We start from the raw sequence: 19,498 nt of genomic DNA, 5'->3' as shown, positions 1-19,498 counted from the left end.
CGGTGACGACGGTGCCCGCCGAGGCGACCGACGCCGAGCGGTGGGCGCGCGCGGCGTGGAGCCGGTGGGCCGAGTCCGACGACCTGCGGGTGCGCAAGCTGGTCGAGACCCTGGGCCCGGTCGACGCGGCCGAGCTCGTGCGGGCCGGCGACCCGAGCGTGCCCGAGACCGTGAGGGCCCGGGCCGAGCGCGCTGACGTCGACCACGACCTCGCCGCCGCCGCCCGGGCCGGGACCCGGGTGGTCTGCCCGGGTGACGTCGACTGGCCGGGGGGTCTCGACGACCTGGCGCTCATCCCCTACTGCCTCTGGGTCCGCGGCCCTCTCGACCTGGCAGGGGTGGCCCGGCGGTCGGTGTCGCTGGTGGGCGCCAGGGCCAGCACCCGCTACGGCGAGACGCTGGCCTCTGACCTCGGGGCGGGCCTGGCCGGGCACGGTTTCACGGTCGTCTCGGGCGCGGCCTACGGCATCGACGGTGCAGCCCACCGCGGCGCGCTCGCGGTCGACGGACCCACCGTGGCGGTCCTCGCCGGCGGCCTCGACCGGCCCTACCCCGTCGCCCACTCACGCCTGATCGGCGCCATCGCCGAGAGCGGTGCGCTGGTGGCCGAGGTGCCGGCGGGTGCGGCTCCGACCCGCCCGCGCTTCCTGTTGCGCAACCGGATCATCGCGGCGATCAGCACCGGGACCGTGGTGGTCGAGGCCGGCCTGCGGTCGGGCTCGCTGCACACGGCGGGCATCGCCGAGAGCCTCGGGCGTCCGGTGGGGGTGGTGCCGGGCCCGGTGACCTCGATGGTCTCGGCTGGCTGCCACCAGGCCGCTCGAGAGGGCAAGGCCGTGATCGTGACCGACGTCGAAGAGGTGGTCGACCTGGTGGGGGAGTACGGCCTCGACGCGGCCACCCGCAAGCGTGGTCCCGTCCAGCCCCACGACGACCTCGGCCCCGTCGAGACCCAGGTCTACGCGCTGGTGCCGGTGCGCCGCGCCGCGTCTGCGGCCGACATCGCTGTCGCCGCCGGTCTGGCCCCCTCCGCGGTCCTGGCCGCCCTGCCGCGTCTCGAGCTGCGGGGGCTGGTGCGACGCGCCGACGGGGCGTGGCAGAAGGTGCCTGCACCACGGCGACGGTGAGGACTGCCGAGGGCGCTGAGGACTGATGAGGGTGCTGAGGACTGCTGATGACCAATCAGGTCGTGACGCGGGGATCGGATGGGCGGGGTGCGCCGGCGGACGAGATCGGCGCCGATCCGCGGCGGTGCTTGCCTGCGGCCTCCCCGTTTGCGACGGTGTCGGCGTGACCGAACACGCTGACGTCCCGACCGCCGCCGGCGTTGACGTCGGCGTTGGCATCGGGCCGCAGGAGGGCCCTCACCTGTCCGGGGGGACCGCGCAGCTCGTGGCCGACTTCGAGCGACACCTGCGGGCCGAGCGCGGACGCTCGGTGCACACCTGCCGGGCCTACGTCGGCGACGTGCGTCACCTGCTGGCCTGGGCGGCTGACCACCGTGGCAGGCAGGAGGTCTCCGACCTCGATCTGGGCGACCTGAGAGCCTGGCTCGCGTCGCTGTCGCGGGAGGGCGGCGCCCGCTCGAGCGTGGCCCGCCGGGCGGCCTCGGTCCGCAGCTTCCTGCGGTGGGCCGCGCGCACGGAGAGGATCCCCACCGACCCCTCGCTGCGGCTGCTCGCCCCGCGACGGTCGGCCACCCTGCCCGGTGTGCTCCAGGCGGCTGAGGCCCGCGACCTGCTCGAGGTAGCCGCGATGGCGGCGGACGACGACGACCCGGTGCACGTGCGCAACCGGGCGATGCTCGAGCTGCTCTACGCGAGCGGCATCCGGGTCGGAGAGCTGGTCTCGCTCGACGTCGACGACCTCGACCTGGGCTCCGACCTCGTACGCGTCATGGGCAAGGGGAGCAAGGAGCGCACCGTGCCCTTCGGCATCCCGGCGCGCACGGCGCTCGCGGGCTGGCTGGCCCGCCGGGGTGAGCTGGCCTCAGCGACCAGCGGTCCGGCGCTCTTCCTCGGACGCCGCGGTCGGCGGGTCGACCCGCGGCAGGTGCGGGAGGTCGTGCACCTCCTGCTGGCGCACGTGCCGTCGGCACCCGACCTCGGCCCGCACGGTCTGCGCCACAGCGCCGCCACCCACCTGCTCGAGGGGGGCGCCGATCTGCGGATGGTGCAGGAGCTGCTCGGGCACGCCAGCCTCGCGACCACCCAGATCTACACCCACGTGTCGGTCGAGCGACTGCGTCGGTCCTACGCCCAGGCCCACCCCCGTGCGTGACCGCACGTCGCGGTCGGTGCGGACGGACGACACACCGTCTCCGACGGGTGCGTCCCGAGTCGCGGCGGTGCGCCCCAGAATGGTGAGAGAGCACCGACCCGGGGCACGAGCACCCGGCGGTGATTTCCGACCGTGCGGAGACCAGCCCCGATGAGCGGCATCCAGAGCGAGCCGAGGCCCGCACCCGGTCGGTCCGGTGCCGGTCGACGGGCGGCGATGGTGCGACGCCAGCAGGTGCGCCGCCGGCGGTCTGCCCTGCTGGCGGTGGGCGTCCTGCTCGTCGGCACCGTGCTGGCCCGGGCCCTCGAGAGCCCCACCGACGTCACCGCGCTCACCGCTGACCGGTTGGGGGGGCAACAGCCCGGCAGCCACTGGGGCCGACCTGGCCGCTCGGGTGGGTGCGCGCGCACCCGGGTCCATCCCAGCGACGGCGCCGACCACCGGTCGCGGCCCCGGTCCGACCGCCAGTGCGGGCCCGTCACCGACGACGGCAGCGACACCCCCGCCCCCGACACCACGCGCCTGTCAGTCCCCAACGCGGGCACGGGAAGGCTCGGGACACTGGCGATCCCCAGCGGCCCCGTGGCGAGCACGGTCCGCACCGTGCGCTACTCGGTCGAGGTCGAGGGTGGGCTGCCGGTGTCGTCCCCCGAGTTCGCCCGCACGGTGATGACCGTGCTCACCGACCGGCGGGGATGGCAGACCGAGGACGGTGTGCGCCTCGTGCCGGTCAGCCCGCAGCAGCTGGCCTCCGGGGTCGCCGTCGACGTGCGGGTCACCCTCGCGAGCCCCAGCCCGACCGCGAGGCTGTGCGCCCCGCTCAACGTCACGATCCAGCAGGTCTCGTGCTGGAACGGCTCGCGGTCGGTGCTCAACCTCACGCGCTGGATGCACGGCTCCGAGACCTTTGGTCGCGACCTCGCCGACTACCGCACCTACCTCATCAGCCACGAGGTCGGCCACGGTCTGGGCCACGGGCACGTCTCGTGCCCCGCCCGGGGCAGGCCGGCCCCCGTCATGGTCCAGCAGACGAAGTCGCTCGAGGGCTGCACGGCGTCGCCGTGGCCCACCGGCGCCTGACCGAGCCTCCCACACCGTGAGGTCGGTCAGGGCCGGTCAGGGCGTGAGCGGCAGCAGGATCACCCGCGATGACCTGACGAACTGGAGGGGGTCGAGGTAGGTCGCCCCGCGCAGGACCCCCCAGTGCACGCAGGTGGCGGGGGAGCAGTGACCCGCTCCGGCGTCGACCGTGCCCACGTCGCCCCCCTGCTCGACCACGGTGCCCACCGGCACCGTGCCCGAGACCGGCTCGAACGTGCTGCGCAGTCCACCCGGGTGGCTGACCACCAGCACGTGGCGTCCGGCGACCACCCCGGAGAAGCTGACCGTGCCACCCGTCGGGGCGTGGACGACCGACCCCACCGCGGAGGTGAGGTCGACGCCGCGGTGCCCGGCGGCATACGGGCCCGAGGGGGCGGAGAAGCGCGCGACGACACGCGGTCGGGGCGCGAGCGGGTAGAGCCAGTGGGCGCTGGCCCGCCCAGGCAGTCCCGACGGTGAGGCCACCGCGCCGCGCGAGAGGGCGGCCGGCTGGCTCTGGCTCACCGAGGCGGTGACAGGCGACGGGGCGAGCGTGACCGGGGTGGGCGGTGCGCTGAGCCCCGACGCGACGGAGACGGCGGAGACGAGGAGAGGCAGGAGGGGCCAGGTGGTCATGGCCGACAGGCTCGCGGGCCGCACCCCCCGGGGGACAGCCCGCGCGCTGTCGCCTGTGGAGGACGGCACGACGGGCAGGGGATGGGGACGACGGTCGTGCAGGGTCGGTCGGCCTACGGGCGACGCAGGTTCGCGAGCCGGGTGGCGGCCTCGGTCAGCACCTCGTCGCGCTTGCAGAAGGCGAACCGCACCAGCGTGCGCGCCGCGTCCACGTCGTCGTGGAACACCGACACCGGCACCCCGACGACCCCGCACCGGGCGGGGAGCTCGCGGCAGAACGTCAGGGCGTCGGTGGCCCCGAGCGGGGCGGCGTCCGCGATGACGAAGTAGGTGCCGGCGGGGCGCGAGACGGTCAGGCCGGCCGCTTCCAGCCCCTGCGTGAGCAGGTCCCGGCCGTGCTGCAAGCGCGACGCGAGCCCGGCGTAGACCTCGTCGCCGAGCCCGAGCGCCGTCGCCACGGCCGGCTGGAAGGGGCCTGAGGCGACGTAGGTGAGGAACTGCTTGACCGTGCGCGCCGCCGCTACCGCCGCCGCTGGGCCGGTCACCCAGCCGACCTTCCACCCCGTCGCCGAGAAGGTCTTGCCGGCCGACGAGATCGTGATGGTGCGCTCGCGCATCCCCGGCAGCGTCGCCACCGGCACGTGCTCGACCCCGTCGAAGACGAGGTGCTCGTAGACCTCGTCGGTCACCACCCAGGCGTCGTGCTCGCGGGCGAGCCGGCACACCAGCTCGAGCTCGGCCCGGGTGAAGACCTTGCCCGTCGGGTTGTGCGGGGTGTTGAGCAGCACCAGCCGCGTCCGGCTGGAGAAGGCGGCCCGCAGCGAGGCCTCGTCGACGCCGAAGTCGGGAAACCGCAGCACCGAGGTCCGACGCGTCGCCCCGGCCAGAGCGATCGTCGCGGCATACGAGTCGTAGTAGGGCTCGAAGGTGACGACCTCGTCACCGGGCTCGCACAGGGCCAGGACGACCGCGGCGATGCCCTCGGTCGCTCCCGCCGTCACCAGCACCTCGCGCCTCGGGTCGAGGTCGAGACCGTAGAACCGGCGCTGGTGCTCGGCGATCGCCTCGAGCAGCTCCGGCACCCCGGGCCCCGGGGGGTACTGGTTGCGCCCTCCCTCGATCGCCGCCACCGCAGCGGCCAGCAGCTGCGGGGGGCCGTCGGTGTCGGGGAACCCCTGCCCGAGGTTGATCGCCCCGGTCTCGACCGCCAGCGCCGACATCTCGGCGAAGATGGTCGTGCCGAAGGACCGCATCCGGTCGACCAGCGGCTCGGGGTCGAAGACGGGTGAGGAGGGCGCGAGGGACATGGTCGTCACCCTAGAGTGAGGGATGTGGGGCTGGTTGATGTCGGGTGGTTCGCGGTCCTGCTCGGGTGCGGGGTCGCGTACGCCGTCGTGTCGCTGAGGCGGCGAGCGCCGAGCCCGTCCGGGGCAGACGCTGCCCCCCGTATGCCGCCGCGCCGGGTGGCCGGCCGGCCGGTCCTCGGCGAGGTGCTCGACCCCCGGGCCAACGGCCTCAACACGGTGCGCCTGGTGCTCGCTGCGGCCGTGCTGCTCTGGCACTCCTACCCCCTGACCGGCCGGGACTTCCGGGCGGGCCCGGTCACCCACCAGCTCGCCCACCTGCTGGCCGACGGCCCCGTCGACGGGTTCTTCGCCGTCTCGGGCTTCCTGATCGCGGGCAGCTGGGTGCGTCGTCCCGACCTCGTCGCGTTCCTGCGCTCGCGGGGGCTGCGGATCATGCCGGCCTACCTCGTGTGCCTGACCGTCACGGCAGCGGTCATCGCCCCGCTGGGCCTGCTTTTCGGTCACCAGCACGTGGGCCTCGCCGCCTACCTGCGCTCCGCGACGACCTACGTCGCCTCGAGCACGGGCCTGGCGCTCGTGCAGTTCGACATCGCCGGCACTCCGTCGTCGGTCCCCTACCCGGGGGCGTGGAACGGCTCGATCTGGACCTTGCAGTGGGAGGTCGGGTGCTACCTCGGGGTCCTGCTGCTGGGTGTCCTCGGCCTGATGCGACACCGCTCGACCTCCGTGGTCGTCTTCCTCGTGGCCAGCGGCTGGTCGGGCCTGGTCGCCCTCGGTCTGGTGCACGGGTCGGCGCCGACCGAGCTCGGCCGGCTGACGATGATGTTCGCCGCCGGGATGGTGCTGCACGCGATGCGTGACCGCCTGCCAGTCACCCCCGGGCTCGTCGCCGGCGCCTCTTCGGCCTTCGTCGCCTGCCTGTGGCTGCCCGACTACCGGCTGCCCGGAGCCCTGCTGCTCGCCTACGCGGTCATCGGTCTGGGGGCGCACCTGCGGGCCCCCCGGTGGCGGATGCCCGACGACCTCTCCTACGGCGTCTACATCTACGCCTTCCCGGTGCAGCAGCTGCTGGCCCTGACGGCGCTCGTCCGGGCGCCGCTGCCGGTCTTCGTGCTGGCTGCGGCCGTCGTCACGCTGCCGCTGGCGTTCGCCAGCTGGTTCCTCGTCGAGAAGCCGTTGCTGCGGCGTCGCCACCAGCCTCCACCCGAGCCCGCGGGAGTCGGTCAGCCGGCCGCGGTCGGGTCGCCGCCGAAGCCGCAGGCGTCAATCCGCCAGAGGCGGTAGCGGCCCTCCTCCGCCACGAGGGTGAAGCCGGGCGTGGTCGAGCTGATCGAGCTGATCCCGAGGGTACGGTCGTCGAGGCTGAGCCAGTACCGCACGCTGGCGGTCACGGCGTACTGCACCCGCAGTCGCCTCGCGGCGTCGCAGACGTCGGGCCGGGTGGTGACCTCGGAGAGGTGCTCGGCCACGACCTGCCGGTTCTTGTCGGGATCGAGCAGCAGCGAGGTGTAGAGCACCTCGCGCCCGGTGAGCGCATAGAGCAGGCCCGATCCGTTGGCCGGCACGTCTGCCGTCACGACGCCTGCGGGGATGCTGCGCGCGAGCGCGGTCAGCTCACCCGCCTCGATGGGCGTGAGCAGGGTCTGCGGTGTGGCGGGCGGGTGGTAGTAGCGGGAGACGATGCCCGTCGTGTCGGCGTGGGCGAGCCCGACCGTCCCACCGAGGAGCAGCGCGAGGGTGGCGCCCGTGGCGACGGACCGCCGGGTCCGTGCGGCGGCGACGTCGGTCGACGCCCTGCCGACGTGGGCGAGGCCACGTGCGCCCAGCCGGGTGAACACGGCCAGCCCCGCCGTCACGAGCAGCAGGATCGGCACGGCCGCCAGCGAGGCCAGGCGCACCTTGTCGTTGTACCAGTAACCCGTGAGCAGGACGCCGACCGGTGATCGGCTCGTGGCGGCGAGGACGAAGAGCAGCACGCAGAAGGCCCAGGTCGACACCATCCACCGCAGGCGTCGGCGACGAGCGCAGGTCACGAGACCGACGAGACCGAGCAGTGCCAGGACGGGTTGGGCGTGCAGCTGCAGGCCCAGGAGCCCGACCTCGTGCAGCGCCTGCGTGAGGGGGACCCCCCCTGCCCAGTCGTAGCTGGCGGTGTCGGCGACCTGCTGCGACAGGCGGGGGACGGCGAGCAGCCCGGCGAAACCGACGGCCAGCAGCAGCAGCCCCAGGCCGGCGGCCCGTCGGCGGGCTCGACCGGTCGTCGTGGTGGCCCGGACGGCGTAGGTGGTGAGGGCGCCGACGACGACGAGCATGCCGAGCGAGACGAGCGCATTGGGGTGGGCCAGCGTCAGCCCCGGGAGCGCGAGCAGCGTCGCGGCCGCGAGGGTGCTGCGCTGGGCCGTGACGGCCCCCGTGCCGGGACCGTCGATCGTGCGCGTGGCGATGAGGGCGGGACCCAGCACGCCGGGCAGCAGGGCGGTGCCCAGCAGGTTGGGCCACAGCACCCCCCAGCCGAGGAGCAGGTAGGGGAACAGGCTGAGGCCGGCGCTGACCAGACCTGCGCCGAGCAGGACGACCGGCCGCCGACCGAGGGCCTGGCGGGCGAGCGCCACCGCCCCGAGGGGCCAGAAGATGCTCGCGGCGACGACGGCGGTGAGGTTGGCGGCCGTGGTGAGCCCGAGCCCGGGCACCGCCAGCACCGCCGTGCCGGCGAGGTCGTGGAAGCCGCTGGGATAGGTGCTCGGCGGCCCGATCGACGAGAAGGAGCCGCTGTCGACGAAGGCCCGCAGCCGGTTGAGGTGGGCGACGACGTCGGTGCTGTCGACGAGCTCACCCGGGTCGCTGATGCCGGGGAGCACCGCCGAGAGGGTCGCGGCCGCGCCGAGCAGCACCCCGAGCAGGGCCAGACCCAGCGTGGCGGGGGAGTCGAGTCGGGCCTTGGGGGGTCGCGCACGTCGAGCTGCCTGCCAGCCCAGGCGCAGACACAGCCCGACGAACAAGGCGAGCGCGACGAAGGTCACGGCGCCCGTGGCCCACGCCCCCACCGACCACGGCACCGACAGCAGCCGGGCGGCGATGGGGCTGACCGCGAGCACGGTCAGGCCCAGGGTGGGAGCGAGCCCCCACCCGACCAGTCCACGCAGCCCGATGGCGTAGGACATGGCGAGACCGGGCACCAGCACCAGCCCGGCCAGGATGAGCAGGGCCGGGGTGACCGACCACCACGTATCCATGCCCCTGACCCTAAGCGATTACCGGTGGCGCGCCCCGACGCCGTAGCATGGGCGGCACGGCACCCGTCTGCTCGCAGCCGGGGCCGAATTCGCGCGTCAAGTCCGTCTGACGAGATCGCTCCCGTCCGGGAGCACCCTCCGAAGCGGCGCGCACCACGGTTGGTCCGGTATGCCGGGTGGTCCTCACCCAGCTCGCCGGCGAGGTGCGTCGTGACGCCAGGACGGGTAGGTCGCCGCAGGCGCCTCCCGAGGACAACCACCACCTCTACGGAAGGGACCACGGCATGGCCGTCGTCACCATGCGCCAGCTCCTCGAGAGCGGCGTCCACTTCGGGCACCAGACCCGTCGCTGGAACCCCAAGATGAAGCGCTTCATCATGACCGAGCGCAACGGCATCTACATCATCGACCTGCAGCAGTCGTTGACCTACATCAACAACGCCTTCGAGTTCGTCAAGGAGACGGTCGCCCACGGTGGCACCATCCTCTTCGTCGGCACGAAGAAGCAGGCCCAGGAGCCCATCGCCGACCAGGCGACGCGGGTCGGGATGCCCTACGTCAACCACCGCTGGCTCGGTGGCATGCTCACCAACTTCAACACGATCTCCAAGCGCCTGACGCGCCTCAAGGAGCTCGAGGAGATCAACTCCGACGAGGTCGCGGCCGCCGGTCGCACCAAGAAGGAGCTGCTGATCCTCAGCCGCGAGCGCATCAAGCTCGAGCGCACCCTCGGCGGCATCCGCAACATGAGCAAGATCCCCTCCGCGGTGTGGATCGTCGACACCAAGAAGGAGCACCTCGCGGTCGACGAGGCGCGCAAGCTCGGGCTGCCGGTCATCGCGATCCTCGACACCAACTGCGACCCCGACGAGGTCGACTACAAGATCCCCGGCAACGACGACGCGATCCGCTCGGTCAGCCTGCTGACCCGCGTCATCGCCGACGCCGTCGCCGAGGGCCTCGTGGCCCGCGCCGGTGGCAACAGCAGTGGTGAGGCCACCGCGGCCGAGCCGCTGGCCGAGTGGGAGCGCGAGCTCTACGCCGAGGCCGACGCCGCTGCGGCGCCTGTCGCCGAGGCCGCTCCGGTCGAGGCGCCCGTCGCCGAGGCTGCTGTCGAGGCCCCGGTCGAGGCTGCTGTCGAGGCCCCCGCGGCCGAGGCTGCTGTCGAGGCCCCCGCTGAGGCTGCTGTCGAGGCCCCCGCCGAGGCCGCTGCGGTCGACTCCACCGAGACGGTCGCCGAGCCCGCCGCGGAGACCACCAACGCCTGACCCAGACCCCCTGTCGGGCGCCGGTCAACCGGCGCTCGACGGGGGTCTGTTCATGCCCCCTGTCATCCACCACTTTTGTCCAGCGAGAAGAGCGAGAACTAGCTATGGCGAACTACACCGCCGCTGACATCAAGGCGCTGCGCGAGCAGACCGGCGCCGGCATGCTCGACGTCAAGAAGGCCCTCGACGAGGCCGACGGCGACCGGGCCAAGGCCATCGAGATCCTCCGGATCAAGGGCCAGAAGGGCGTGAGCAAGCGCGAGGGTCGCACGACGTCCAACGGCGTCGTCGTCGCGCAGGCCGGCGACGGTGTCGGCACCCTCGTCGAGATCCTCTGCGAGACCGACTTCGTGGCCAAGAGCGCGCCGTTCGTCGCGCTCGCCGACGAGGTCCTCGCGCAGGCCGTCGCGGTCAACGCCACCTCGGCCGAGTCGCTGCTCGCCAGCGAGCTGGAGGCCGGTCGCACCGTCCAGGTGCGCATCGACGAGGCCAACGCGGCCATCGGCGAGAAGATCGAGATCAAGCGCGTCGTGCGCCTCGAGGCGCCCAACGTCGTGTCCTACCTGCACAAGACCAGCCCCGACCTGCCCGCGCAGATCGGCGTGCTCGTCGCTACCGAGGGTGGCGACCACCAGGTCGCGCGCGACGTCGCCATGCACGTCGCTGCCTTCTCTCCGACGGTCCTGCACCGCGACGACGTGCCCGCCGAGACGGTGGAGAACGAGCGTCGCGTCGCCGAGGCCACCGCCAAGGAGGAGGGCAAGCCCGAGGCTGCCCTCGCGCGCATCGTCGAGGGTCGGGTCAACGGCTTCTTCAAGGAGAACGTCCTCACCGAGCAGTCGTTCGCCAAGGACCCGAAGAAGACCGTCGCCCAGGTGCTCAAGGAGGCCGGGGCCACGGCCACCGGCTTCGCTCGGTTCCGCGTCGGGGGCTGACCCTCCCGGTCGCACGCCGACCACGCACGGCCCGTATGCCGCCCACCCCACCCGGGGTGGGCGGCATACGGCGTGGAGGGGGTGACCCGCGCGGTCGCCGGCCCGGCGTGACAGGCTGCGACGGTGGACGACGAGGTAGACCGGCGCAGGGCCGAGCGGGCGGCGCAGGCCGACTACCACATCGAGACGCAGCGGCGGCGCGCGGAGCAGGAGTCTGCGCGGGCGCAGGTGCTGATCGACCGCTTCGTCGAGCAGGCGGGGCAGGCTGGGCTGGTGACGCAGGAGCTGACGGCTCGGCCGTGGTCGGGCGGCGGTCGGTACCGCACGGGTGTGACGGGGTGGTTCCTGCGCCGCGACCTCGCCCTCGGGGTCGACGTCGCGGGTCGCTACTACCAGCTCGTCGTCGCGCCGGTCCGGTTCGGTCGCTGGCGCACCGTCACCCTCGAGCCGACGCCACCGCCGCTGCAGACCGGTCGCGGAGGGCGCGACGGTGACTCCGTGGCCCTCGATGTGCTCCTGGCCAAGCGGCTGGAGTGGCCCGAGCCCTGATCGCGGGGGGTGGCAGGCTCAGGCGTCGAGCACGATGTCGAGGGCGGGCACGCCGTCGGCGGTGACCGGTGGCAGGGTGCTCCACGGGAAGTTGATCCACTTGTCGGTGCGGCGCCACACGTAGTCGCAGCGCACGACCGAGTGCGGCTTCTCGTAGATCACGGCGGTGCGCACTTCGCCGACCTTGCCGGCGACGAACTCCTGCACAGAGCGCAGGGTGTGGCCGGTGTCGGCGACGTCGTCGGCCACGAGCACCCGGGCGTCGCCGAGGTCGACGAAGTCGGGAGCCGGCGGCAGGATGCGCGGCACCTCGAGGCGCTCGTCGACGCCGGTGTAGAACTCGACGTTCATCGTGTAGGTGTTCTTGATCCCCAGGGCGTAGCCGAGGGCGCCGCCGATGAGCAGCCCGCCCCGGGCGATCGAGAGGATCATGTCGGGCGCCCAGTCGTCGACCACCTGCTGGGCGAGGTCACGGGTCGCCTCCCCGAAGAGGGCCCAGGTGAGGATCTCGCGCTCGTCCGCCATGGGCAGCACCCTAGCGTCCCGGCCAGCTGTCCCTCACCCGCGCTCGACACCGGGAGGGGGGACACGGGTCACCGAGGTGCCTCCTGGATTTTGCCTTCCCGTCACCGGTCTCGCAGCCTCCTCGCACGTGCGGGCGATGGGATGGGGCCGTCCGCGTCACCCCTCGAAAGGCTCGTCATGCGCCCCCCCAGCCGCCACACCCTCACCGCTCTCGGTGTCCTGACCACCGCCTCGGCGCTCGCGCTCCCGCCCGTCGCGGCGCAGGCCACGACCGGCCACGACACGCCCACGACCGCGGCCCGGCACGTCCTGCTGCTCTCGGTCGACGGGCTCCACCAGAACGACCTCGCCTCGTACGCCGCGGCGCACCCGACCTCGGCTCTCGCGGCCCTGCTGCGCGGTGGCGTCGACTACACCTCCGCGACGACGCCCGTGCCCTCCGACTCCTTCCCGGGCCTGGTCGGACAGGTGACCGGTGGCAACCCGCGCACGACCGGGGTCTACTACGACGTCTCCTACGACCGGGCGCTGCTGCCAGCGGGCACGACGAGCTGCGCGGGCGTGGCCCCCGGCACCGGCGTGGCCTACGACGAGTCCCTCGACCGCGACCCGACGCGGCTCGACGCCGGCCAGGGCCTCACCGGTCTGCCCGGCTCGATCCTGTCCATGACGGGCAGGCCCCAGCGACTGATCGACCGCGCGGCCCTCCCGGTGGACCCGGCGACCTGCAAGCCCGTCATGCCGCACTCGTACCTGAAGGTCAACACGATCTTCGATGTCGTCCACCGCTCAGGCCTCCGCACGGCGTGGTCGGACAAGCACCCGGCCTACGACATCCTCAACGGCCCCTCGGGCCAGGACGTCGACGACCTCTTCACGCCGGAGATCAACTCGGACGCGCCCTCGGGTGGCGACTGGACGAGCATCAACTCCTCCACACAGGCGTACGACGCCGTCAAGGTCCGGGCCGTCCTCAACGAGATCGACGGGCTCGACCACTCGGGCACCAGCCACGTCGGTGTACCCGCGATCTTCGGCATGAACTTCCAGTCGGTCTCAACGGCCCAGAAGCTGCCGGTGTCGGACGGTCTGGCCGGTGGCTACCTGCCGGGTGGCACCGTGCCCGGGCCGGTGCTCAGCTCGGCCCTCGGCTTCGTCGACGCGTCGGTCGGCGCCATGGTGGCGCAGCTGCGCCAGGACGGTCTCGCCTCGTCCACGAGCATCATCCTGTCGGCCAAGCACGGGCAGTCGCCCACCGACCCGACCACCCTGACCCGGGTCGACGACGGGGCGGTGATCGAGGGGCTCGACGCCGACTGGAAGGTGGGCCACCCGGCCGCGGCCGATCTCGTCGCGTGGTCGGCCGACGACGACAGCCTGCTGCTGTGGTTGAGCGACCGGTCACCGGCCGCCACGCGCTTCGTGCGACAGTGGCTGCTCTCGCACGCTGCCACGGGAACCACGGCCACCTCGGCGTCCCGCACGGTCACCGGGTCCGGGCTGAGCAGGGTCTACGCGGGCGACGCGGCCGCGGCCTTCTACGGCGTCTCGCCGGACGAGGCCCGTCACCCGGACGTCGTGGGGGTCGCGCAGCCCGGTGTCGTCTACACCGGGGGCACGAAGAAGATCGCCGAGCACGGGGGGATGAACCCCGCGGACCGTCACGTACCCGTCGTGGTGGCCACCGTCTCGCACATCGGCATCGGCTCGACCCGTGGCTCCGTCGTCAGCACGCCGGTGGAGACGACCCAGATCGCACCGACGGTGCTCTCGCTGCTGGGTCTCGACCCGCGGTCGCTCCAGGCCGTGCGCATCGAGGGCACCCCTGTGCTCCCCACCCCCTGACGCCGCCCGAATCATGGCGGCGAGCGCTGCGCACCTGGTCCTCGGACAGGACGCTGGACCCCAGGCCGGCGAAGCGCAGCGTTCACCGCCCCGGGTAGGTGGGTGGGGGTGGTCAGCCGGTCTCGCCGGCCCGGTGGGGGAAGCCGCGCAGGGCCGGGCGCAGGGCGCGCAGCGAGCGGCCGCGCCAGGCGCCGAGCCAGACCCCCGCTCCGTAGCCGAGGTCGTCGAGCCGCCGGGCCAGGACGTAGCGCACCGGGTCGAGGTCGGTCTGCGACCGGTGGTGGTCGACCAGGCCGTCGACCACCGCGGCCACCAGGAGGGCGGTGCGGACGCGACGGCTGACGAGGGCGCCGACGACGGCCAGCGGCCAGTAGTGGCGCGTGAGGGCCGCCGAGGTCTGCCAGAGGGCGGCCACTGCGCCGACGGCGGTCAGGGACGACGCCGTGACGAGCGGGCGGCGGCTGCGGGTGAGCCGCCGCGACAGCTGCCACGTCGCCGCTCCGTAGACACCGGCCGCGACGGGCAGCGACCAGCGGCGCTGGGCGAGCAGGGCCACCACGAAGGCGCCCGTCCACGGCGTGAGCACCATCGGCGCCACGGCGTCACCGTGTCGCGCGGCCAGCAGGTCGGCACTGGTGCCGTAGAAGGCCTTGCGGCGCAGCCAGCTCGACACGTCGGTGCGGTGCTCGTGGCGCACCACGGCGGCCGGCTCGTAGCGCAGCCGCCAGCCCGCCTCGTAGGTGCGCCAGACGAGGTCGACGTCCTCACCCACCTGGAGCGACTCGTCGAAACCGCTGCCCCAGGCGGCCAGCCGCACGAGCATCGCGGCGCTCGGCAGGTAGGCCACCTGGCCGTGCGGGTGCACCCCCGCCGGCCGGGGGCCGAGGTCCAGCGAGGAGCGCACCGCCTCATACCGGTGCAGCCAGCCCTCGCCGCCGGTCGGCCCTGGCAGCCCGAGCACGCGGGGAGCCACCAGCGCGACGCGCGGGTCGGCGAGGTGACGGTGCAGGGTCGCGAGCCAGCCCGCCTCGGGCACGACGTCGGAGTCGAGGAAGGCGACGTAAGGAGTGCTGCACGCGGCCGCTCCCGCGTTGCGGGCACCGGCCGGCCCGCGGCCCGGGTCCAGCCTGACGACCTGCGCGCCGCGCTCGACCGCCACCGCGGCGGTGGCCGGGTCGCGCGAGCCGTCGTCGACCACGACCACGCGCAGGGCCGGGGGGAGCGACTGCAGGAGGCGGGCGAGCTGCGCCGGGCGGTCGCGCACCGGCACGACCACGGTGACGTCGGTGACGGCGTCGACGGTGGGTGACGCGATGACGGGGTCACGCCACCACGGGTCGGCGAGGTCGCGGTCGATCAGCACCGCCGCCAGCGCGGCGGTGGCGGCGTCGGAGACCGTCACCACGCGATCGACGAGCAGATGGGTTGCCGCCGGCTTCAGGCGCACCAGACGGCCCGTCGTGGCGCTGAGCAGGGCCTCGCCACCGTCGCTGAGCCTGGTCGCCTCGGCCAGCCTCACGGTGAAGCCGTCGGGCAGGCGCGCGGCCGTCACCGGCCGAAGCCACCGGTTGCCGACAGGATCGCCCCGTGGACGACCTGCCCTGCGGTGCAGGCGAACTCGACGACCGAGGCCACCTCGTCAGGGTCGAGGGCCCGGCCGATGGACTGCTCGGCGACGAGTGCGGAGACGTCGTCCAGGTCATAGAGCCGGGCGGTCTCACGCAGCATGTCGGTCGACGTGGAGCCGGGTGACACCCCGGCCACGGTCACGGGGTGACCGGCCACGTCGGCGGCCAGCGCCCGCACCAGTCCGACGACCGCGTGCTTGGCCATGCAGTAGGCCGACAGGTGGTAGAGCCCGTGCTCGCCGGCGGCCGAGGTGATGGCCACGAACGTCGGCCGCGCGTCGGCCGGCTGCGCGAGCAGCAGCGGCATCGTGGCCTTCGCGGTGTTCCACACGCTGACGGCGTCAGACCTCCACACGGCGTCGAGCAGGGCGTCGTCGGTCTCCCACAGGGCGTCACCGCCGGCGATGATCGCCGCCCCGGCGACGACCACGCTCAGTCCACCGTGCTCGGACCGCACCTGCTCGACCACCGCTGCGAGCGCGCCGGGTTCGCGCACGTCGGCGACCACCCCGGTCACCTGCCCGGGGTGCGCCGCGACGACACCGTCGAGGTCCGCCCGGGTCGCCAGCCCGTAGGCCGCTCCGTCTGCCCCTGCACACCCGTCCACCGCCATGACGTGGAAGCCGCGGCCGACGAGCCGGTGCGTCACGGCGGCGCCGATGCCGCGGGCGGCCCCGGTGACGAGGGCGGTGGGCGTCTTCACGCGTCGGCGTCCGCGCGGACCGCGTGGTCGGCCGCTCGCGCGAGCCGACCCGTGCCCGCGACGTCGAGGGTGCGCAGCTCGTCGAGCAGGTTGCGCACGAGCGTCTGGGTGAGCGCGTGTCCCTCCTCCCTCGTCGCGAGCGTGGGGTCCCCGAGGACGCCGTTGGCCGACACGGCTCTGACCCCGTCCCGGCGCAGGCGGGGGAGCAGCTGTTCGAGGGGGAGGGTGCACCCCACCTCGACGGCGTCGGTGTGCACGGCGTGCGGGGTGAGCTCGAGCAGCAGCGAGGTCTCGGTGCGACCGGCATGTGCGTCGGCCCCCGGCAGGTCGCACGAGGTCCAGGCCACGGGCCGACCCTCGTAGCGCAGCACGTCGACGGCGGCGCGCAGCGTGGCGACGTTGCCTCCGTGGCCGTTGACGAAGATCAGGCCCTGCGCCCACCGGCAGGCCGACCGACCGAACTCGACGAGCAGCAGGTGCAGGGCCTCGTGACCGATCGAGATGGTGCCGGGGAAACCTTCGTGCTCACCGCTGTTGCCGTAGGCGAGGGTCGGCGCGACCAGCACCCGCCTCCCCTCCCCGACGAGCACCTCGGCGGCGGCCCTGGCCACGGAGGCCGCGACGACCGAGTCCGTGGACAGCGGCAGGTGCGGGCCGTGCTGCTCCATCGACCCGAGCGGCACCAGCAGCAGCACCTCGTCCGTGCCGACCTCGGGCGAGCGTTGCAGCCCGAGGTCGAGCAGCGGCCAGGACGTCGGCACGGAGGAGAACACCGACGGGCCCTAGCGGCTGTGGGCGCCGAGCCCCGTGAGCGGGCTCTCGTCGCACGAGCGCTCGGGACGCCGGGTGACCAGGGTCAGCGGCACCGGCTGGTTGCGCACCGGCCCGGTGTGCGAGTGGTCCTGGCTGGTGCCCGGCCGGGCACCCGGGTCGAGGGCCGCGAGCGAGGCGTCGGCGTTGCCCTTGACGCACTCGGGATCCGGTCCGTCGAGCGGGAGCCCGGTGAAGAACTTGGCCGCCATGCACCCACCCCGGCACGAGTCGTAGGCCGAGCACCTCGTGCAGGCGCCACCGGTCTGCGGCGAGCGCAGGTCGAGGAAGAGCGGTGACGTCTTCCACACGGTGTCGAAGCCGCCCTCGCTGCGCACGTTGCCGGCCAGGAAGGTGTCGTGGATGGCGAACGGGCAGGCGTAGACGTCACCCACCGGGTCGACGAGGCAGACGACCCGCCCGGCGCCGCAGAGGTTGAGCCCCGGGAGGGCGTCGCCGAAGGCCGACAGGTGGAAGAACGAGTCGCCCGTGAGCACCCCCTCGCCGTGCGCCACGAGCCAGTCGTAGAGCTCGCGCTGCTGCTCGGGGAGCGGGTGCAGCTCCTCCCAGACGTCGGCCCCGCGGCCCGAGGGGCGCAGGCGGGTCAGTCGCAGCTGGGCGCCGTAGGTGTCGGCGATCGCCTTGAACTCGTCGAGCTGGCCGATGTTGTGCCGCGTGCACACGACCGAGATCTTGAAGTCCTTCATGCCCGCAGCCTGCAGGTTGGCCAGAGCGCGCATCGCCGCGTCGTAGGTGCCCTGTCCGCGCACGGCGTCGTTGACCTCCGCCGTCGCCCCGTCGAGGGAGATCTGCACGTCGACGTAGTCCGTGGCGGCGAGGATGGCCGCGCGCTGTGGGGTGATGCGGAAGCCGTTGGTCGAGAACTTCACGCCGACGTGGTGGGCGACCGCATAGTCGAGCAGCTCCCAGAAGTCGGGCCGCACCGTCGGCTCGCCGCCGCCGATGTTGACGTAGAAGATCTGCATCCGCTCGAACTCGTCGATGAGCGCCTTGGCCTCAGCAGTGGTGAGCTCGCGCGGGTCACGACGGCCGGACGAGCTGAGGCAGTGCACGCACGCGAGGTTGCACGCGTAGGTCAGCTCCCAGGTGAGGCAGATCGGGGCGTCCAGGCCGTACTCGAACTGGTCGACCAGCCGCCCGCCGACCGGTCGCTCGCTGGTGCGGTCGAGGATGGCGGTCATACGAGGATCTCCTCGGGCTGGGTCGTGCGCGGGGTGAGGATGCCGCTGTCGGCGAGGGTGCGCAGTGCGCGTGCGTATGACGCGTGCTCGGAGGCGTCGACGCCGGCGCCCACCAGGGCGTCGGCGACGCAGGGGCTCTCGCCCAGCAGGCGCACGACCTCGACCAGCGCCGGCGTCTTGAGGAAGCTGAGCCGCCGGGTGCGGAAGTCGTAGGCCAGCGCCCCGAAGGGCTCCGGTCGCAACGACACCGACTCGCTCAGGCACCACGCCTGCCCGAGCATGTCGGGCATCAGTAGACGCCGCACATGCCGTCGATGGAGATCTCCTCGACCAGCTGGTCCTCGGCGAGCACCTCGTCGGTCGTGTCGGTGATCTCGGTGGTCGTGTCGAGGGGGGCGTCGGTCGCCAGGGGGGTGAGCGTGTCGGACATGAGGCACCTTCCGGTCGGGTTTGTCTGACCCCGACGCTATGAGGCACAGACCGGGCCGACGCCCCCCGTCCGGGCAGAGTTACCTAGCCTGACGGAGAGGGCGCCGCTCCGCAGGGTCAGTCTTTGCCGTCACGTCTGGCCGCGGGTGGGGCGAGGCTCCTAGCGTCCGGAGCGTCACCCGGGCGAGCGACCCGAGACGTCGAGGAGGTCGTCATGCCGATCGACCCGCTGCGTCCGACCTCCGTCCCCGGCCGCTACGAGGACGAGGTCGTCGTCGTCCAGCGCTGGTCGGGCCCGTGGCCCCGGCGGGCCCGTGGCGCCGTGCAGACGGCGCACTTCGATGTCTCGCGGATCGCGGGGCGGGTGCTCGTCACGCACTGCCTCTCGCCCGAGCAGGTCGACGACGACCTCGCGAGCGTGATCGTCGACGAGCTCTTCGGGCCCGGCTGGCTGCGCGGCGCCGAGGCCTTCGAGCGGATCTTCACCGGCATCGTGCGCTCGATGGAGCCGGATGCACTCGACAGCTGGGAGCGGTTCTACCGCAACACGATCGCGCGCCCCGCGCCGATCTACGACCGGGCGGCCGAGCTGGTCCTCCCCGGCCCGGTGCTCGAGCTCGGATGCTGCTTCGGCTTCCTGTCCCTGCGTCTCGCCTCACGGGGGCACGACGTCACGGCCTCGGACGTCTCGGCCGGGACGGTGCGGCTGCTGCACACCCTGGCGCCGCGGCTCGGGTTGCGCCTGACCACCCTGCTCGCCGACGCTGCGCGGGTGCCACTCGAGGACGGCTGCGCCGACACGGTCCTGGTCATCCACCTCATGGAGCGCCTTGACCAGGAGCACGGGGTCGCGGTCATCCACGAGGCGCTGCGCTGCGCCCGCCGGCGAGTCGTCGCCGCCGTCTCGCTGGAGCGGGAGGTCGACGAGTCCTACGGTCACGTGCGGACGGTCACCCTCGAGGACCTCGCGGTCTGGGGCCGGGCCAGCGGCGCGCCGTACGCCGTGTCGGAGCACCACGGCGGCTGGCTGGTGCTCGACAAGCCGTGACGGTGGGTTGTCGTCGATCG

At 73.4% G+C, this 19,498-nt stretch carries 19 protein-coding genes; 9 read left to right on the top strand and 10 right to left on the bottom strand.

Annotation, left to right across the window (positions count from 1 at the left end; translation table 11 throughout):
* The first annotated feature begins 2 nt into the window (after nucleotides 1–2).
* From dprA to V3N99_03150, 3 genes are all read left to right on the top strand, one after another.
* On the top strand, nucleotides 3–1,127 hold the full coding sequence (dprA, locus tag V3N99_03160) for a DNA-processing protein DprA (protein MEO3935738.1): 1,125 nt from the start codon (nucleotides 3–5) through the stop codon (nucleotides 1,125–1,127).
* A gap of 241 nt (nucleotides 1,128–1,368) precedes the next feature.
* Nucleotides 1,369–2,280, top strand: a complete 912-nt coding sequence (locus tag V3N99_03155) for a tyrosine recombinase XerC (GenBank protein MEO3935737.1) — start codon at nucleotides 1,369–1,371, stop codon at nucleotides 2,278–2,280.
* A gap of 150 nt (nucleotides 2,281–2,430) precedes the next feature.
* Complete coding sequence (locus V3N99_03150) at nucleotides 2,431–3,360, top strand: DUF3152 domain-containing protein (GenBank protein ID MEO3935736.1); 930 nt, start codon at nucleotides 2,431–2,433, stop codon at nucleotides 3,358–3,360.
* Between the two features lie 36 nt (nucleotides 3,361–3,396).
* On the opposite strand, the gene V3N99_03145 is transcribed toward V3N99_03150, so the two are convergent.
* Nucleotides 3,397–3,996, bottom strand: a complete 600-nt coding sequence (locus tag V3N99_03145) for a peptidoglycan DD-metalloendopeptidase family protein (GenBank protein MEO3935735.1) — start codon at nucleotides 3,994–3,996, stop codon at nucleotides 3,397–3,399.
* A gap of 113 nt (nucleotides 3,997–4,109) precedes the next feature.
* Complete coding sequence (locus V3N99_03140; GenBank protein MEO3935734.1) at nucleotides 4,110–5,249, bottom strand: pyridoxal phosphate-dependent aminotransferase; 1,140 nt, start codon at nucleotides 5,247–5,249, stop codon at nucleotides 4,110–4,112.
* A gap of 78 nt (nucleotides 5,250–5,327) precedes the next feature.
* Between V3N99_03140 and V3N99_03135 the strand changes: the two genes are divergently transcribed.
* Complete coding sequence (locus tag V3N99_03135) at nucleotides 5,328–6,587, top strand: acyltransferase (GenBank protein MEO3935733.1); 1,260 nt, start codon at nucleotides 5,328–5,330, stop codon at nucleotides 6,585–6,587.
* On the opposite strand, the gene V3N99_03130 is transcribed toward V3N99_03135, so the two are convergent.
* Nucleotides 6,527–8,536, bottom strand: coding sequence for a DUF6541 family protein (locus tag V3N99_03130; protein ID MEO3935732.1), 2,010 nt, complete (start codon nucleotides 8,534–8,536; stop codon nucleotides 6,527–6,529). The two genes, V3N99_03135 and V3N99_03130, sit on opposite strands and share 61 nt — an antisense overlap.
* A gap of 284 nt (nucleotides 8,537–8,820) precedes the next feature.
* Between V3N99_03130 and rpsB the strand changes: the two genes are divergently transcribed.
* The 3 genes from rpsB (at nucleotide 8,821) to V3N99_03115 (ending at nucleotide 11,288) form a co-directional block, all read left to right on the top strand.
* On the top strand, nucleotides 8,821–9,804 hold the full coding sequence (gene rpsB, locus V3N99_03125) for a 30S ribosomal protein S2 (protein ID MEO3935731.1): 984 nt from the start codon (nucleotides 8,821–8,823) through the stop codon (nucleotides 9,802–9,804).
* A 104-nt stretch (nucleotides 9,805–9,908) separates the two neighbouring features.
* Nucleotides 9,909–10,739, top strand: coding sequence for a translation elongation factor Ts (tsf, locus tag V3N99_03120; GenBank protein MEO3935730.1), 831 nt, complete (start codon nucleotides 9,909–9,911; stop codon nucleotides 10,737–10,739).
* Nucleotides 10,740–10,862: 123 nt separating this feature from the next.
* On the top strand, nucleotides 10,863–11,288 hold the full coding sequence (locus V3N99_03115) for a hypothetical protein (GenBank protein ID MEO3935729.1): 426 nt from the start codon (nucleotides 10,863–10,865) through the stop codon (nucleotides 11,286–11,288).
* 18 nt (nucleotides 11,289–11,306) lie between these two features.
* Here the strand turns inward: V3N99_03115 and V3N99_03110 are convergent, their stop codons facing one another.
* On the bottom strand, nucleotides 11,307–11,813 hold the full coding sequence (locus V3N99_03110; protein MEO3935728.1) for a phosphoribosyltransferase family protein: 507 nt from the start codon (nucleotides 11,811–11,813) through the stop codon (nucleotides 11,307–11,309).
* Nucleotides 11,814–11,990: 177 nt separating this feature from the next.
* On the opposite strand from V3N99_03110, the gene V3N99_03105 reads away from it, so the two are divergent.
* On the top strand, nucleotides 11,991–13,658 hold the full coding sequence (locus V3N99_03105) for an alkaline phosphatase family protein (protein ID MEO3935727.1): 1,668 nt from the start codon (nucleotides 11,991–11,993) through the stop codon (nucleotides 13,656–13,658).
* 112 nt (nucleotides 13,659–13,770) lie between these two features.
* Here the strand turns inward: V3N99_03105 and mftF are convergent, their stop codons facing one another.
* Genes mftF through mftA form a run of 6 tightly spaced genes read right to left on the bottom strand, consistent with a single transcriptional unit; the run spans nucleotide 13,771 to nucleotide 18,431 of the window.
* Entirely contained in the window at nucleotides 13,771–15,210 is a 1,440-nt protein-coding gene (gene mftF, locus V3N99_03100; GenBank protein MEO3935726.1) for a mycofactocin biosynthesis glycosyltransferase MftF, read from the bottom strand.
* Entirely contained in the window at nucleotides 15,207–15,989 is a 783-nt protein-coding gene (locus V3N99_03095) for a mycofactocin-coupled SDR family oxidoreductase (GenBank protein MEO3935725.1), read from the bottom strand. The genes mftF and V3N99_03095 overlap by 4 nt, the downstream gene beginning before the upstream one ends.
* Nucleotides 15,986–16,762, bottom strand: coding sequence for a mycofactocin biosynthesis peptidyl-dipeptidase MftE (mftE, locus tag V3N99_03090; GenBank protein MEO3935724.1), 777 nt, complete (start codon nucleotides 16,760–16,762; stop codon nucleotides 15,986–15,988). Before mftE ends, V3N99_03095 begins: the two co-directional genes overlap by 4 nt.
* A 9-nt stretch (nucleotides 16,763–16,771) precedes the next feature.
* The gene (gene mftC / locus V3N99_03085) at nucleotides 16,772–18,001 is read right to left on the bottom strand and encodes a mycofactocin radical SAM maturase (GenBank protein MEO3935723.1); all 1,230 of its coding nucleotides are present in this window, start codon (nucleotides 17,999–18,001) and stop codon (nucleotides 16,772–16,774) included.
* Nucleotides 17,998–18,291 (bottom strand): mycofactocin biosynthesis chaperone MftB, encoded by a 294-nt coding sequence (gene mftB / locus V3N99_03080; protein ID MEO3935722.1) that lies wholly within the window; start codon nucleotides 18,289–18,291, stop codon nucleotides 17,998–18,000. Before mftB ends, mftC begins: the two co-directional genes overlap by 4 nt.
* Nucleotides 18,291–18,431 carry a mycofactocin precursor MftA gene (gene mftA / locus V3N99_03075; GenBank protein ID MEO3935721.1) on the bottom strand — a complete coding sequence of 47 codons (141 nt, stop codon included), beginning with the start codon at nucleotides 18,429–18,431 and terminating at the stop codon, nucleotides 18,291–18,293. Before mftA ends, mftB begins: the two co-directional genes overlap by 1 nt.
* Nucleotides 18,432–18,644: 213 nt before the next feature.
* Here mftA and mftM point away from each other — a divergent pair, with 213 nt between their 5' ends.
* The gene (gene mftM / locus V3N99_03070) at nucleotides 18,645–19,478 is read left to right on the top strand and encodes a mycofactocin oligosaccharide methyltransferase MftM (GenBank protein ID MEO3935720.1); all 834 of its coding nucleotides are present in this window, start codon (nucleotides 18,645–18,647) and stop codon (nucleotides 19,476–19,478) included.
* The last annotated feature ends 20 nt before the right edge of the window (nucleotides 19,479–19,498 follow it).

The organism is Dermatophilaceae bacterium Soc4.6, from assembly GCA_039889245.1.
Classification (GTDB): Bacteria; Actinomycetota; Actinomycetes; order Actinomycetales; family Dermatophilaceae; genus Lapillicoccus.
The sequence above is the reverse complement of the archived record's forward strand: the minus strand, read 5'-3'. Positions and strand labels throughout refer to the sequence as shown.